The following is a 14736-nucleotide window of genomic DNA, read 5'->3' on the forward strand; positions in this document are numbered from 1 at the left end:
AGTTTTGTCCCAAAGTTATGTATCATAGTAGGAAGGCGAAAATACATTTGCTTCAAAGGAGAACATAATTATGGCATTGGACGGAATCGTAACCCGCGCTATCGTACACGAACTGCAAGGCATCCGAGGCGGGCGCATTAATAAAATACATCAGCCAAACGATCGCGATATCGTGCTGAATCTGCGGGCACAAGGCGGAAGCGTAAAGCTGCTGCTGTCAGCTAATCCGACCTTCCCGCGTGTACATTTTACAGAACAAAGCTTTCTTAATCCGACAGAAGCTCCTATGTTTTGTATGCTTCTTCGCAAGCATTGCGAAGGAGGCGTTATTGAGAAAATCACGCAGGTGGGCATGGAGCGTATTATTCACATGGATGTACGTCAACGTGATGAACTGGGAGATGTTTCACTCAAACGAATTATCATTGAACTGATGGGCAGACACAGCAACATTATTTTGCTTGACCCGGAAACAGGCGTGATGCTAGATGGCATTCATCATGTTACACCGTCTATTAGCAGCTATCGGGTCATTATGCCCGGCTTTCAATACACGGAGCCTCCTGAACAAAACAAGCTGAATCCACTAGAAACAGAAGAGGCGGCTTTCAGATCCTCGTATCAAACAGCGATTGAGGCCGAAGAAACCCCCAAACGCTGGATCGTGAACACTTTTACCGGGCTCAGTCCCCTCATTGCTGAAGAGATACTAACTCGAGTAACTAATGAAGTATCTGGTGGTAGTGATCATTCACTATGGAGTACATTCAGTCACATCATGGATGACGTGCGGAATCATCGTTTTCAGCCGGTATCTGGACTAAATGCACAAGATAAAGTGATATTCTCAGCTATTCCGCTGACGTTGATCCAAGGAGAACGTAAGGAATACGCTACGATCAGTGAGTGTATGGAGGACTTCTTCGGTGAAAAGGCAGAAAGGGATACGGTTAAGCAAAAGGTCAGTGACCTACTGCGGTTTCTGCAAAACGAGCGAAGTAAAAATGTAAAAAAACTCGACTATCTCCAGCAGGATTTGGCCGAGGCGGAAGATGCCGATCAATTTCGCATTTATGGAGAGTTGCTGTTCGCTTCGCTGCATGAGGTGAAAAAAGGGGACAAAGAAGTGACGCTCACCAACTTCTATGATGAGGAACAGCGTCCAATGTCCATCCCACTGGACCCACTACTCAACCCGTCGGATAATGCACAACGGTATTTTAAAAAATACAACAAATATAAAAACAGCCTGGCTGTCATTGACGAACAACTGGAGAAAACACACGAAGAAATCCGTTATATGGACAGTCTTCTTCAGCAGCTAGCCCATGCCTCTATGAATGACATTGAGGAAATACGTGAAGAACTGGTTCAGCAGGGCTATCTCAGAGATCGGGTCAAAAAAGGAAAGAAAAAGAAGAAAAACGACCGTCCAACCCTGCACGTCTATACATCATCCGAAGGTATCGAGTTACTGGTTGGCAAAAACAACTTGCAAAATGAATATGTAACAAATCGACTGGCCGGACCAAATGACACCTGGCTGCACACAAAGGATATTCCGGGGTCACACGTCGTTATACGTGCTGAGCAATTCGGAGATGCGACGCTGGAGGAAGCAGCTCAACTCGCTGCTTATTTTAGTCAGGCCAAGCAGTCCAGCAGTGTACCTGTGGACGCCACCCTGATTCGACATGTACGTAAGCCTAGCGGAGCCAAACCTGGCTTTGTCATCTACGACCATCAGCGTACGCTTTTCATTACACCCGATGAGGAACTAGTCAAAAAGCTGCCGAATCGCATCAAAAACGGCTAAGTCCTACTAGCCTATTGAATCCACAAAAAAAGCCCTTTGTTCTTTGCACGATACACTTCTTGTGTTCCATGCATAAGGCAAGGGGCTTTTTATTTACTTTTGTCCAACAGCAGCCTTCCTCAATTCCTCGACTACCTGCCCTTCCACACTACGGCTACCCAGATCACCGTGAAAAATAACACCTTGACGCGCGCCGTGAAAATCCGAGCCGCCAGTTGCAATGAGCCCATATTGCGCCGCCATCGCAGTATATCGGCTCTCAGCCTCAGCATCATGGTCCGAATGTCGCACCTCCAAGCCCGCAGGCTTCGCCTCCTCTATAATAGAACGAACCAGCTCATCATTTCCGTACAAGCCAGGGTGGGCCACCACGGGTACCCCTCCTGCTTCACGAATCCAGTTTATGGCCTCCGCAGGCTCTACACGGGGTACAGACACATATCCGGGCGCTCCTTCCGCCAAGTAACGGTCAAACGCGTCCCGCATATCCTTCGCATATCCTTTTTGAACCAGCGTATCCGCCATATGCGGACGTCCAATGCTTTCATCTGGTGCCAGCGGTCTGCCCATCGTAGCCACCACTTCATCCAGTGTGATTTCCACACCCAGACTACGCAATTGACTCAAAATCAAATCATTACGGGTATCCCGTGCCTGGCGAAGCTTTTCCAACCGTTCCAAAAACACTTTATTGCGGTAATCCATAAAATAACCGAGTATATGAATATCCTTATCGCCAGCTCGAGTACTAATTTCCACTCCTGGCACCACAGTAATTCCTATGCGTTTTCCCTCTTCCAGAGCTTCCTCCAGGCCAGCTACCGTATCATGATCTGTAATGGCCACACCTGCCAGTCCTTTTTCCTTGGCCCAGCGCACATTATCTGCAGGTGGTTGCATTCCGTCAGATGCTTGGGTGTGTGTGTGTAAATCATATCGTTTTACGTTAATCTGCTCCTTCATTATACATCCTCCTTCTCTTTCACCTTTGCAAGCTCGTCCTGCGAGTCCCTCAGGACGTCCGTTCCCTGATCATGACGACGCAAGTAAGACAGGAAGGTTACTACCGGAATCGGCAACAACGCCGACTTCAAATGAATTGCATAAAATTCTCGTTTGAACGTGATATCTGAAATATTTACAATTTTCAATAATCCGAGCGCAACTTCATGCTTCACCGAAGATGGTGATAGCATGGTAATACCCAGTCCAGCCTCCACCGCCGATTTAACCGCTCCAGTGCTCCCCATCTCCATTACAATCCCAAGTCGGGAGGCATCCATACCACGATTTTTCAGCTCATCTTCTATTACTTGACGTGTACCAGATCCCTTTTCTCTGGCTACAAAAGGATGCTTGAACACATCTTCCAGAACCACTTTTTTAGCCTTGGCCAGCGCATGTCCTGAAGGCACAATCAATTTCAGTTCGTCCTGCATCACAGGTTCCACCACGATATCCGGATGCTGGACTGGGGCCTCAATCAGTCCTAAATTCAGCTGATGTTTTAGTATATCATCCATAATCTGAGTTGTATTCATCACATTCATCGCCATGCGTATATGAGGGTATTCCTGACCAAACGGTCCCAGCATTCTGGGTACAATATACTCACCAATCGTTAGGCTGGCGCCAATATGCAATCTTCCCTCCAACATGTGAGTAAAAGCAGACATCGCCTCGTCAGCTTCCCTGATCAGTTGCATGCTTTTTTTCGCAAAAGGCAGGAGTGTCGCTCCCGCCTCTGAAAGTTCGATTTTTTTAGTCGAACGTTGCAGCAGTTTTGTGCCAAAATAATCTTCCAAAGACTGAATTTGCATCGTCACCGCAGGTTGTGTCATATGCAGCGCTTGTGCCGCCGCCGAGAAGCTCCCGCGTTCCGCTACGGTATAAAAAATGTGCAACTGATGAAAGTTCATACTGACAGCCCTCTCCCCTCTGTTCTCCCTATTTTAACATAAGAAAAACGTCTGTCGAAGCATTTCCAAGTAAACTTACTGAATTGGGTAGTTTTATTATTGGAAAATAAAAAAAGCATGCAGCTAATAAGTGCATACTTTCTACTTAAACTTAACGGTATTCAGGAAGTTTGGAGATTTTTTCATCTGAAGCCGTTCTCCAAATGACCGTCTATTTTTGCTTACGAGTGCTTTTCATCAGTGTCATGCGCCGCGAATGGCGTAACCATGAATAGTATGACTTCAAATCCCTTAATTCAATGGTCTCCGACATCCGGCCCAAAAAGGTAATGACAATCATTTTGTGAAGCGGATTCCCCGCAATATCCATCTCGCCGGGCAACTCTCCAAATTCGGCCACGACGACCAGATCACCATCAATTAAATATACATCCTCTTCGTTATGATAATAGGACTCCATCCTGTTTTGCTTCAGGCATTCCCAAAGCCAGGCGGCGATATGATTCGTCTCGGACTGTTTCTGCTCTACCCGATCTAAGTAACGTGATTTCGCATGATTTGTTATCACGATATCGGCGACTTTTTTATCGCCCATCTCCACGTAGAACGGTTCGTATGTACTCCATCGCTGCATTGCTTTGTCACGCACGGGATCACTCTCCCCACCAGATAGGTCTTTATATCTACCAATATATTCATATGTTACCTCAACAGACCCGGGACTACAAGTTACAAAATTGAAGTTTATGGGTGATATTTAAGATTTTTTAGGTCTAACAGCATCAAGACCATTATGCAAAAGTCCTGACTTCACGAAAAAAAGCCAGCCTGTAGGCTGACCTTTCAAAAAATGTTTACAATTTATAGACATTTAATATTATATTTCATATTCTTTCATCTTTTCCTTATCGTCGTTGTAATCCGTCCTAATCTCATTTCGAAAAGAGCGCTCGACCTTACGCACATAGGAAAGTCTGCGAATATTTTTAACGGTGTCTTCTGCCCGATCCGCATTCATATATATCACTACATAATGCATACGCTTTGAAATAAAGTGGACATTTCCGTATTTCTCCAGATTGCGGGCAGCCTTGATATCGCTTACCCAAATGATGTACCCTGTCCGCTCGGCAAACATTCGCTTCATCTCCCCCCACTCGGTATCATTCCTATGACCTATCCACAGGAGCATTTCCCTCCGCTGCCACATCCGCCTTTTTTCACATTCGGATCATTGCTCGGCACCTTAATAGTCTCGGACACGGAATATGCAATCGTTTCAGACATGGCATGAAGCATATCATCCAGCGCCTTTTCGGCTCGTTTGAACTCCTTAACATCCACGAATTGTTCCAGTTCCAGCTCAACGACCTGCACTGCATCCTTCGCTTCATGATAGTTCGGATGAAAATGCCCAAAACGCTCCGTTTCCGCGAATAGCTCCTTTTTGGCATCCAGCTTGCGTACACACGCCTGAATAGACGGATTCAATTCCACACGCTGTTTCCAATATAAATAATCCGATACCTCAAAGGATCGGTTGACCATATCGCCCAATTCATAGGCGTTAATAAGCACTTCTGCCATATTGACCGTGTTCAATTCGGCTACGCTCATGAATGTTCATCTCACTTTATATAAAGTTCTACCCTGTAAAAGTAGACTCATTTATCATACCACATCCTTCTTTTGAGAAGAAGGAGTTTCATGCACTTCCTGGCCCTACTATGTAAAAGGAACCAGCAAGCGCATGTCTGACCATTCACTTGGCTGTAAGGTCGCAGGAGAAAGTGTTTCGTCATCCCTTCCTGAGGCATACCAGCCTGTGACACTCCATGGTGCACCGGAAACCACCGCCTCCGGTATCCATTTAACCTCTTTCCCACCGATTCGCAGCCCCACAGCAGCCTGCCAACGAATCGCTTGCTCGATCAACTGCCGGGCAGTGGAAGTATGGTAACTTCTCCATTCTTTTGTCCATGAGGAGGGGACTGTAGATCTTTCTGGAAAATAGTCAGACGGATCAGGCAGTGTATGCTCTTGTTCGTAAAAGTGCAGCGTTCGCCCTGTATAAACCAAACCTGCTCTCCCCTCTTGGGAAAATATAGAACGGGCTTGAATAGGTTCGGACTCCATTTCACTGTTGAGGCTGCCTGAATTTATGTTCTCTGTTTCCGAAATCAGTGGATAATGATGAGCTGGCTCGTCCACACCTTCGGGTTCACGACGTGGACCTAATCCTATTGCAGCAAGCGTTTTTCGTATTTTGACAACAGAGCTCGCCGGAATAATAAAGTCCTTGTCGCCAAGCCGTTCCAGCAATCCTTCCAGCGCGGGATGGCGTGCAACCATGTCTGCATCCTCCTGTGTGCTACATCGCAAAAGTGTTACCGTTGCAAATGCCGTCCGTCCGACATCGCCTGCCCACTGTTCTACCGCCATACGTACATGATCAGGCACGCCTGTCCGGCTGAACTTGTCCAGTAGAGCAGGAATTGCTTTAGCTTCCATCCCTAACTCGATTGCCTCTGTAACACTTTCTCTGGTGATCCGGTATATTGCCATCCGATCTCCTGTCACACGTTCACAGCAGCATTCCAGTCGCCAGCGCACATCATATGCCACATCTGGCGGAACCAATATTTCAAAATCAGGTTGTACATAAAAAGTACCTTGTTCTTGATTTGTATCCTCGTAATTATTGGGACGAAGCATGTCTAACACAGATACATTCCAGCGAAAACACAGTTTACCCGATGCAGTCTGGCCCCAATCACCCATTCCAAACGCAGTCAGGGCCTTCAGCCAACCCTCCAATCCCTCCATGAAAGATCCATTAAAATTAAAATCAGAACCCGTTTCTCCCGCAAACCCTTCCGGATTTGAGGTTGTAGGAATAAGGTCTAAAAGGGCGCCGTTCTTGGAATCAGCTCCGCTCGTACTCTCCTGCTGGATTAGGCCTACTTGAAGCATCCATTGCAGCAGACACTTGATAGATATCCACCCTTCTATTCCCATATACTGGGAGACGGCACACAGCATATAGCGAAAATGCTGCATGGATGCTTCGGCCTTGCCGTATCTTTCCATGAGTGTAGCAAAAATATGCTTGCGCATTTGCCAAGCAGACAAACGAATCCAAGTCGCCAGTTCCGTTTCCTGAATGCGAAAAGACACCGTTTCTTTCACTAACAGCCCCAAACTGAGTAGCAAATCCATCATGACCACCGTTTGCACAGGATACAGCTCTGCATGCGCATAATGCAACCCAAGACCCATCAGGTCCTCCGGGCGAAAGGGGGTCAGTTCATTCAATTTTTGCAATGATCGCTTATGTATGGTTCCTTTGGCCGTCAAAGGGACGCCCTGTACTGCAATACGTGACAACGCATGCAGCAATTCCGACTTCAGGCCTGTCATTGATTCATGTACCGTTATCGGATGATCCGAATGCATCATGTTCATTGGATTTTCCTCTAACAACATATCGTACAGATCCGGTAGTCGATAAACCGGGATATATAAAATTCGTTCGCCCCACGATTTGGTAACAGCCTCCAGCCAGCCCCGGGCACGTAATCCACGCAGTGCCAGTTTCGTTTCGACTCCGCTTAACGATCCCCGGGTAAGCTGTATAGGTTCTTCTTCCTTCATGGGCTGTCCCGCGTGCCGAATAAAGCATCGTCTAAGTACCAGCAGCTCATCCGATGAAAGCTCATTCCAGCTGTCTTGCGTGTTCGTTACGCCCATTCTTGATTAGGCCTCCTTTTTCTTTCCACGATCTCCAGACTTAGCATCCCTGCTTCCAATAGCCTCTGTCACACTAAATCTGCGAACCGCATATTCATAGCCTTGCTCAATCAGGAACAGCTGACGACGAGCTGCAAAATCCATCTCCTTGCTATTCTCCGTCACTAGAGCATAAAAATAAGCTTTATTCTCGCCTGACTTTGGTCGCAAAATGCGTCCCAGTCGCTGCGCTTCTTCCTGGCGAGAGCCAAAGCTGCCCGATACCTCTATGGCTACTGCTGCATCCGGCAGATCCACCGCAAAGTTTGCAACCTTGGACACCAATAGGGTCCGAATTGCACCCTTGCGGAATGCATCAAACCAACGCACCCGCTCCGTCTGGCTCATTGAACCCGTAATCAGTGGGACACCGAGCTCCTGAGCCAATGTACGCAACTGGTCCAAATATTGACCAATAATGAGCGTGGGCAAACCACTGTGCTGCTGCATCAGGCTACGCACCGCCTCCAGTTTGATCGGATTTTCGGCTGCAATTCGGTACTGCTGTCTGCCCTCAGCACGCATACTTCGCTCCAAAAGTTCAGCTGTCATTGGAAGCCGCAACTCCACACAATCGACCTGAGCGATCCAGCCCTGTCGCTCCAGCTCCTTCCATGGCATATCATACCGTTTGGGCCCAATTAAAGAGAACACATCCCGTTCACAACCATCCTCTCGAACCAGCGTGGCCGTTAACCCCAAACGACGGGTAGCCTGAATGTCAGCCGTCGCCCGGAATACTGGCGCGGGCAGCAAATGAACCTCATCATATATAATGAGTCCCCACTTCCGCTCACTCAGCAGTTTCATATGCTCAAAATCCCCATCCTTGGTGCGACGGTGTGTCAAAATTTGGTATGTTGCCACCGTAATCGGGCGCACTTCTTTTTTCTGACCACTATATTCCCCGATGGAATCGGCAGAAATATCCGTCTTTTGCTTTAATTCTTCTACCCATTGCCGTACAGAAGTAGTATTAGATGTTAGAATAAGCACTTCACACTGAAGCCGATTCATCACCGCCATGCCTATCACTGTTTTTCCAGCTCCGCATGGAAGCACCAGTACACCACTACCCCCTAAGCCGTCGGCTCCTTCAAACGCATCAGCGGCCTTTACTTGATAATCACGAAGCCGCAACTTCGTTTGTCCCTTTCCCAAGGTAAAACTAAGCTGATTCCCTTCAAGATAGCCTGCCGTATCCACAACGGGATATCCCAAGCGAGTTAATTCCTGCTTGAGCAAGCCCCGACTTTCGGGCGGGACCGATGCGCTTTCCTCATCAACGCGAAGTAAACCAAGCTGTATTAGCTCTTGCTTGGTCAGTAGCTCATCCAGTAAAGCGGGGGTCTCTGCTGCCAAGATCAAGCGATCACCTATTGCATAGCTGTTGGCTTTCCCTGTCTTTATACCTCCGTTTTCTTTCGTACCTCGTGAAAGCGTCAACGTCCCATAGCGAGAAACGAGCTGTTCAATATCATTCAACAAATCACGTGGAATATCCCAACGGGAAATGGAATACAAACTATTTTGAATGTCCTCAGCACTCCATCCGAGGGCAACTGCATTCCACAAAGACAGTGGAGTGATGTGGTATGTATGAAAAGCGGACGGACTTTTAACCAGCTCCGCATAAATCTGCAACTGTGAACGAGCCCATTCCGAACCGGGCAAGCCCATTTCCAGCAGAACGGTAAAATCACGTTGTACAATACAAGGATGATCTGGATTCATGACTACCTCCTGATAATCTAACAATACATCATTTTAAAGTTGAATCAATTTCATAACTCATTAAAGTTTGGTGGTTGTAACTAGATACAGACAAATCGAATCATTTTGATCTATAACTAGTTTTGATTGAAGCAGCTAAAGGTATTATGAAATTGATTTAGTTATATAATAAATAGCTTATCCGTTTATTCGAATATCAACCAGAATAGCAAGGAGTCCAACCCATATTCGGGTTGAACTCCTGATTTAACGCCCGGGGTTAAGACCCCCCAACAAATGCCTACCTTAATTATTCTTCTAGTGGACCTGCTCGGAAATATGACTAAGCGCCTCTCCAGCGTTGTCTGCAAAAATATTACGAACAGCCAAATCCCCGATTGAGACAATCCCGATCAGACGGTCTCCTTCCGTCACAGGCAACCGACGGATTTGCTGCTCCGCCATCAGTTCAGCTGCTTGGTCCACCGACATGTCCGCACTGGCTGTACGAATACCTGTCGTCATAACCGTATCGACTGAACCCGAACCCGAATTTTTAGCCGCATAACCGCGAACGACAAGATCACGGTCCGTTACTACGCCGATCAACTTATCACTGCCTTCGCTTTCCACAACCGGAATAAAACCAGTATCATTGTCCTTCATTTTGACCGCAATTTCATAAATATTGTCCTGCGGGGTAACCGTTACGCATTCTTTAGTCATAACTTCCTGAACCTTTTTCATGGGTACTCCCTCCTTTTCAAGAGTAGGGTACCCCATTTCATTCAGCTCATACTCCAGATTGAACCGTTCCCAATTCAACTCATTTTAGCCCTTAATTGCCCCTGCTTTTCGTTCCGCAGCGTATCCCGTAGACATCGCAATAAACAACCGAACCGCGTTAATCATAGCATCCTCATCAAAGTCAAATTTAGGATGATGGTGTGGATAAACCGCTCCTTTAGCTGGGTTACCCGCTCCTACGAACATGAAGCAACCTGGCACACGTTCCAAATAATACGCAAAATCTTCAGCAGGCATCAGCTTCGACGCTTCCTGTACATTCTCCTTGCCGAAAACAGATTTTGCTTCATTAAAGAAACGAGATGCTTCATGTGCGTCATTGACAACTGGTGGGTATCCCATAATATAGCGAACCTGTGCTGTTGTACCGTATGTTGCGGCTGTGAGCTCTGTTACCTCATGCAGTCGCTCCTTCATCACCGTTCGTGTCTCCTCATCAAACGTACGAATCGTTCCACTCAAGCGACACGTTTCTGCGATCACATTTTGCGCAGAGCCCCCTTGGATGGTTCCCACCGTCAGCACGGCAGGTCGTAATGGGTCGACTGAACGACTTACGACACTTTGCAATTGCATGACAAGAGCTGAGCCCGCCACGACACTATCATTAGTGGACTGAGGCATCCCACCATGCCCACCCTTACCTGTGATTTCAATATAAAAATCATCTGCCGCCGCCATCAGCGGCCCTGCACAACTCGCAGCCGTTCCGACAGGAAAAGGTGTCCATAAATGGATACCATAAATGACGTCCACACCTTCCAATATACCATCCTTTATTACACTGACCGCTCCGCCAGGCAGCAATTCCTCCGCAGGTTGGAACAACAACCGAATTTCTCCTTGCAGCTCGTCCCGATTCAGACTGAAATAGTAAGCCGTTCCAAGTAGCGCGGATGTATGTCCATCATGGCCGCAAGCATGCATGGCTCCGTCTACGTTGGAGCGATATTCACATTCCTTTTCATCCTGAATAGGAAGAGCATCCATATCGGCACGCAGCAGGACGACAGGCCCGGGTTTAGCACCACGAATGGTGCCTACAACACCGTGTCCCCCTACCTGACGGCGAATCTCGATTCCCCAACTCTCCAACTTATCCGCTACAAAAGCTGCAGTTTTGCTTTCCTGAAAGGAAATTTCGGGATTCTTATGTAAATGTCTACGCCACTCCACCATATTTTCTTGCAACTGGTCAAACCAGGTCTTGTCTAGCGCATGTTGTGTCATATTGCTCCACCTCTCCTTTTAAAGCACCGGGCAAGTTCCCGATTCATCTTGCAGCGTCACCACGTATGCACCGCTGCTCTCAAGTCTTCATTTTTATCCTATTGTAGCAGATATGGAATTGTTGTGATATCTGTTGCTTCAGGGAGGTTGCAGAAGCCCATCAAACATAATATGATAAAATGGGTAAACGATAAAATGATAACCGTCTGCGAGGAATATACCTTGTGGCGAATACCGGGGGAAGCTGATATGAGAAATACGAAGCCGGAGACTCGAAGAAGAGGCACACCGGATTTCCAATTGCTGATCCTCACTTTGTTACTGGTTGGATTCGGTGTAATTATGGTATTTAGCTCCAGCTCCAGCGTAGCTTTGCTGAATAAAGAATATAATTTTGACTCTTTATATTTTGTGAAGCGCCAATCTGCATTTGCTGTACTTGGACTTTTTATTATGTTGGTAGCTATGAATATTAAGATGGAAAAATATAAAAAGCTTTTTGTACCTTTATTTTTCATAACTATATTACTGCTAATCATCGTTCTTTTTACAGGCTCACTTAACGGCGCAAAAAGCTGGCTCAGGTTTGGTAGTGTTGGTTTCCAGCCAACGGAGCTTGCGAAAATTTCCATCATTCTTTACTTATCTGCACTGATTGTCAAAAAAGGAGATCGCTTTAGAGATCTGCGGACTGGCTACATACCTGTAACAGTCATTGTAGGCTGTGTTGCAGGACTCATCATGCTTCAACCTGATTTAGGCTCCTGCTTCATTTTGGTTGCTACGAGTGGTCTGATTATTTATGCCGGGGGAGCCAGTGTCAAGCATATTACAGCATCCATTGTTCTGCTCGTGCTAGGCGCTTCCATCGTATTTGGTATTGGGTCGTTGTTTGGAGGAGATTCTGGAACCACAGATGGACAAGTTGCTGCCAAGCAAGATTATAAAATCGGACGCTTTCAAGCCTTTCTTAATCCCGAGAAATATAGACAAGGAACGGGATACAATCTGGTACAGTCCTTGCAAGCTATAGGTGAAGGCGGCTTAAACGGCTCAGGCTTTGGTAAAGGTATTATCAAGCTTCACTATCTTCCTAATTCATTTAATGATTTTATCTTTTCTGTAATTGGTGAAGAATTCGGATTTATCGGAACAGCCATATTCCTGATGCTATATTTGTATTTCATTTGGCGAGGCATGATCATTGCTCTGCGTTGCCATGATCCGTTCGGAACGTTGGTAGGCACCGGTATCATGGGTTTGATCGCCATTCAGGCCTTCATTAACATCGGCGGTGTAACCCAAACGATTCCTATCACTGGCGTAACGCTTCCATTTATCAGCTTTGGTGGCTCCTCCTTGCTTGTCATGATGTTTTCGATGGGCATTATGCTCAGTATTTCTCGTGAGAACACCAAACAAGCGGTGCAGGAACGCACCACAGGGGTGGCTGTCCGTAATGAAGTACCCAATCGCTTTCAAACTCGTAGAACCAACCGTTTTCGCTAAAAAAAGAACTTCCAAGGACCACTTACAACGGTGGCTTTGGAAGTTCTTTTGGTTATGTATAAAAATACGGAAACCCTCTGCAAAAATGGCTATGCTGTTGATTCATAAAACGAAAACTGGCGATTCTATAACCACCAGTTTTCGTGTTTTTATTCGGGTTATCCTACGGAATTCCCGGCATGTATACAATTGGTTAAAAATGTAGCATTATCGGTCCTTGATTCTATTACACTGCGTCGTCCTTGAACGCGACACCTTCCACTTTTACGTTCACTTCCACGACCCGCAAACCTGTCATACTTTCGACGGCTTCTCGTACATTTTGCTGAAGAATTCGGGACACCTCATGAATAGGTGTTTCGTAGAGTACGATAATACGTAGATCAATGGCAGCTTCCAGCTGTCCAACCTCCACTGATACGCCTTTTTGCACATTTTTACCGCTCAGCCTTTTGGCCCAGCCTTCCGATAAACCACCTGACATTGCAGCAATGCCCGGTGTCTCTAATGCGGCCATCCCGGCAATTTTACCTACGACATCGTTGGAAATCTTGATGTTTCCTGCTTCCAGTTGTTGAATTTGCTCTGCCATGACCTATGTCCCCCTTCATCCATCCTTTATTTGTATTGTAAAGCCTCAGCCACTCCAAATGCAAACCCTACGTATGAAAAACAACTTTCGTTTACAACCTATATCATTTTGGGTATATTAATTTAGAAAATCCATACAAGTGACAGCTTTCACCAAACTTGTACACATTTATTGATATCGAGGTGCTCTTCATTGAAAAAATGGTTATCTCCCGCTTTGCTTATAGCGACATTTGCTCTTAGCGCAGTCGCCCATTACACGCATTGGAACGCTATAGCCCAATTTGTCATTTGTGCAATTTCTGTTGTATTCGTAGCCGGTTTCCTCGGCAGGGCGACCGAAAGCGTCGCGCATTATGCTGGCCAACGTTTAGGTGGATTCTTAAATGCCACCTTTGGTAACGCAGCCGAACTGATCATCGCCATCTTTCTTGTTAAAGAAGGTCTTTACGATATGGTAAAGGCTAGTCTTACTGGTTCTATCATCGGCAATCTGCTGTTGGTGCTAGGAGCAAGTCTGTTCGCTGGCGGTTTAAAGTACAAAGTACAAAATTTCAATATATCGCTGGCTGGATTAAGTGGTTCTCTGATGATTGTGGCTGTTATTGCCTTGTTCGTTCCAGCTGTCTTTTTGAACACACACGTTATCACGGATAGCGAATCAGATACGCTCAGCCTCATTGTCGCAGGCACGCTCATTGTCGCGTATATTGCGTGGCTTATTTTTTCTATGATTACGCATAAGGACTATTTATCTGATGTGACCGAACAAAAAGATGAAGAATTACCACATGAGCATGCCCCTGTATGGTCCAGAAACAAATCCATTGCCTATTTGATACTTGCTACCGTCATGGTCGCTTTTGTCAGCGAATGGCTGGTAGGTACGCTGGAGGTGTTTACGACCCAATTTGGGCTCAGCGAATTGTTCGTAGGTGCCTTCCTCGTCGCTATTATTGGTAATGCAGCCGAACACAGCGCTGCTATTTTACTGGCGATGAAGAATAAAATCGGTGCATCGGTTGAAATAGCTGTCGGCAGCAGTTTGCAAATTGCGCTATTTGTTGCCCCTGTGCTGATATTTGTCAGTTACTTTATGGGAAACACGATGAATATTGTTTTCACTACTATTGAGCTGGTCGCCATTGCTGTCGCTGTATTTATCGCCAAATCCATCACCCAAGACGGCTCAACCAACTGGTATGAGGGGCTCATGCTATTGGTAGTGTATGTATTGTTAGGTGTATCCTTCTTTCTTGTGTAGCTTTTTAAGGTTTTAAAATGTTCATTAGGATGGTGGAAGGGGATGCGCTTTTACCATCCTAAAAGAACATTTTTTTAAAAAAAGGCATCAAAAAAAGC

At 46.2% G+C, this 14736-nt stretch carries 13 protein-coding genes; 3 read left to right on the top strand and 10 right to left on the bottom strand.

Translation table 11 applies throughout. The annotated features are described in order from the left end of the window. The first annotated feature begins 70 nt into the window (after positions 1-70). Positions 71-1816: an NFACT RNA binding domain-containing protein gene (locus NSQ57_RS15400; protein WP_342424998.1), complete on the top strand. Its 1746-nt coding sequence runs from the start codon at positions 71-73 to the stop codon at positions 1814-1816. Positions 1817-1909: 93 nt separating this feature from the next. Here the strand turns inward: NSQ57_RS15400 and NSQ57_RS15405 are convergent, their stop codons facing one another. From NSQ57_RS15405 to NSQ57_RS15445, 9 genes are all read right to left on the bottom strand, one after another. Next, entirely contained in the window at positions 1910-2779 is an 870-nt protein-coding gene (locus tag NSQ57_RS15405) for a PHP domain-containing protein (RefSeq protein WP_039270856.1), read from the bottom strand. Next, complete coding sequence (locus NSQ57_RS15410; protein WP_069010585.1) at positions 2779-3735, bottom strand: selenium metabolism-associated LysR family transcriptional regulator; 957 nt, start codon at positions 3733-3735, stop codon at positions 2779-2781. The genes NSQ57_RS15405 and NSQ57_RS15410 overlap by 1 nt, the downstream gene beginning before the upstream one ends. A 211-nt stretch (positions 3736-3946) precedes the next feature. Further along, on the bottom strand, positions 3947-4384 hold the full coding sequence (locus NSQ57_RS15415) for a hypothetical protein (protein ID WP_340885824.1): 438 nt from the start codon (positions 4382-4384) through the stop codon (positions 3947-3949). Positions 4385-4612: 228 nt separating this feature from the next. Then, positions 4613-4873 (bottom strand): YlbG family protein, encoded by a 261-nt coding sequence (locus NSQ57_RS15420; RefSeq protein ID WP_029517637.1) that lies wholly within the window; start codon positions 4871-4873, stop codon positions 4613-4615. Positions 4874-4911: 38 nt separating this feature from the next. After that, positions 4912-5352, bottom strand: a complete 441-nt coding sequence (locus tag NSQ57_RS15425; RefSeq protein ID WP_013310906.1) for a YlbF family regulator — start codon at positions 5350-5352, stop codon at positions 4912-4914. A gap of 108 nt (positions 5353-5460) precedes the next feature. Continuing rightward, complete coding sequence (locus tag NSQ57_RS15430) at positions 5461-7485, bottom strand: helicase-associated domain-containing protein (protein WP_342424999.1); 2025 nt, start codon at positions 7483-7485, stop codon at positions 5461-5463. Positions 7486-7491: 6 nt separating this feature from the next. Beyond that, on the bottom strand, positions 7492-9258 hold the full coding sequence (locus NSQ57_RS15435) for a DNA repair helicase XPB (protein ID WP_340955864.1): 1767 nt from the start codon (positions 9256-9258) through the stop codon (positions 7492-7494). Positions 9259-9555: 297 nt separating this feature from the next. After that, entirely contained in the window at positions 9556-9984 is a 429-nt protein-coding gene (locus tag NSQ57_RS15440) for a CBS domain-containing protein (protein WP_029517640.1), read from the bottom strand. An 84-nt stretch (positions 9985-10068) separates the two neighbouring features. Then, positions 10069-11274 carry a M20 family metallopeptidase gene (locus tag NSQ57_RS15445; protein WP_340955866.1) on the bottom strand — a complete coding sequence of 402 codons (1206 nt, stop codon included), beginning with the start codon at positions 11272-11274 and terminating at the stop codon, positions 10069-10071. Positions 11275-11523: 249 nt separating this feature from the next. Between NSQ57_RS15445 and ftsW the strand changes: the two genes are divergently transcribed. After that, on the top strand, positions 11524-12783 hold the full coding sequence (gene ftsW / locus NSQ57_RS15450) for a putative lipid II flippase FtsW (RefSeq protein WP_340955867.1): 1260 nt from the start codon (positions 11524-11526) through the stop codon (positions 12781-12783). Between the two features lie 226 nt (positions 12784-13009). Here the strand turns inward: ftsW and NSQ57_RS15455 are convergent, their stop codons facing one another. Further along, the gene (locus tag NSQ57_RS15455; RefSeq protein WP_013310912.1) at positions 13010-13375 is read right to left on the bottom strand and encodes an Asp23/Gls24 family envelope stress response protein; all 366 of its coding nucleotides are present in this window, start codon (positions 13373-13375) and stop codon (positions 13010-13012) included. 192 nt (positions 13376-13567) lie between these two features. Between NSQ57_RS15455 and cax the strand changes: the two genes are divergently transcribed. Beyond that, the gene (gene cax, locus NSQ57_RS15460; RefSeq protein WP_029517643.1) at positions 13568-14638 is read left to right on the top strand and encodes a calcium/proton exchanger; all 1071 of its coding nucleotides are present in this window, start codon (positions 13568-13570) and stop codon (positions 14636-14638) included. Positions 14639-14736: the final 98 nt, after the last annotated feature.

It is taken from the genome of Paenibacillus sp. FSL L8-0502 (assembly GCF_038593055.1).
Lineage (GTDB): Bacteria > Bacillota > Bacilli > Paenibacillales > Paenibacillaceae > Paenibacillus > Paenibacillus polymyxa_D.

Coding starts and splice junctions, on each gene's coding strand:
- ftsW (WP_340955867.1), top strand. CDS start 11,524: ATGAGAAATACGAAGCCGGAGACTCGAAGAAGAGGCACACCGGATTTC.
- NSQ57_RS15435 (WP_340955864.1), bottom strand. CDS start 9,258: ATGAATCCAGATCATCCTTGTATTGTACAACGTGATTTTACCGTTCTG.
- NSQ57_RS15405 (WP_039270856.1), bottom strand. CDS start 2,779: ATGAAGGAGCAGATTAACGTAAAACGATATGATTTACACACACACACC.
- NSQ57_RS15430 (WP_342424999.1), bottom strand. CDS start 7,485: ATGGGCGTAACGAACACGCAAGACAGCTGGAATGAGCTTTCATCGGAT.
- NSQ57_RS15410 (WP_069010585.1), bottom strand. CDS start 3,735: ATGAACTTTCATCAGTTGCACATTTTTTATACCGTAGCGGAACGCGGG.
- NSQ57_RS15440 (WP_029517640.1), bottom strand. CDS start 9,984: ATGAAAAAGGTTCAGGAAGTTATGACTAAAGAATGCGTAACGGTTACC.
- NSQ57_RS15425 (WP_013310906.1), bottom strand. CDS start 5,352: ATGAGCGTAGCCGAATTGAACACGGTCAATATGGCAGAAGTGCTTATT.
- NSQ57_RS15445 (WP_340955866.1), bottom strand. CDS start 11,274: ATGACACAACATGCGCTAGACAAGACCTGGTTTGACCAGTTGCAAGAA.
- NSQ57_RS15400 (WP_342424998.1), top strand. CDS start 71: ATGGCATTGGACGGAATCGTAACCCGCGCTATCGTACACGAACTGCAA.
- NSQ57_RS15420 (WP_029517637.1), bottom strand. CDS start 4,873: ATGTTTGCCGAGCGGACAGGGTACATCATTTGGGTAAGCGATATCAAG.
- NSQ57_RS15455 (WP_013310912.1), bottom strand. CDS start 13,375: ATGGCAGAGCAAATTCAACAACTGGAAGCAGGAAACATCAAGATTTCC.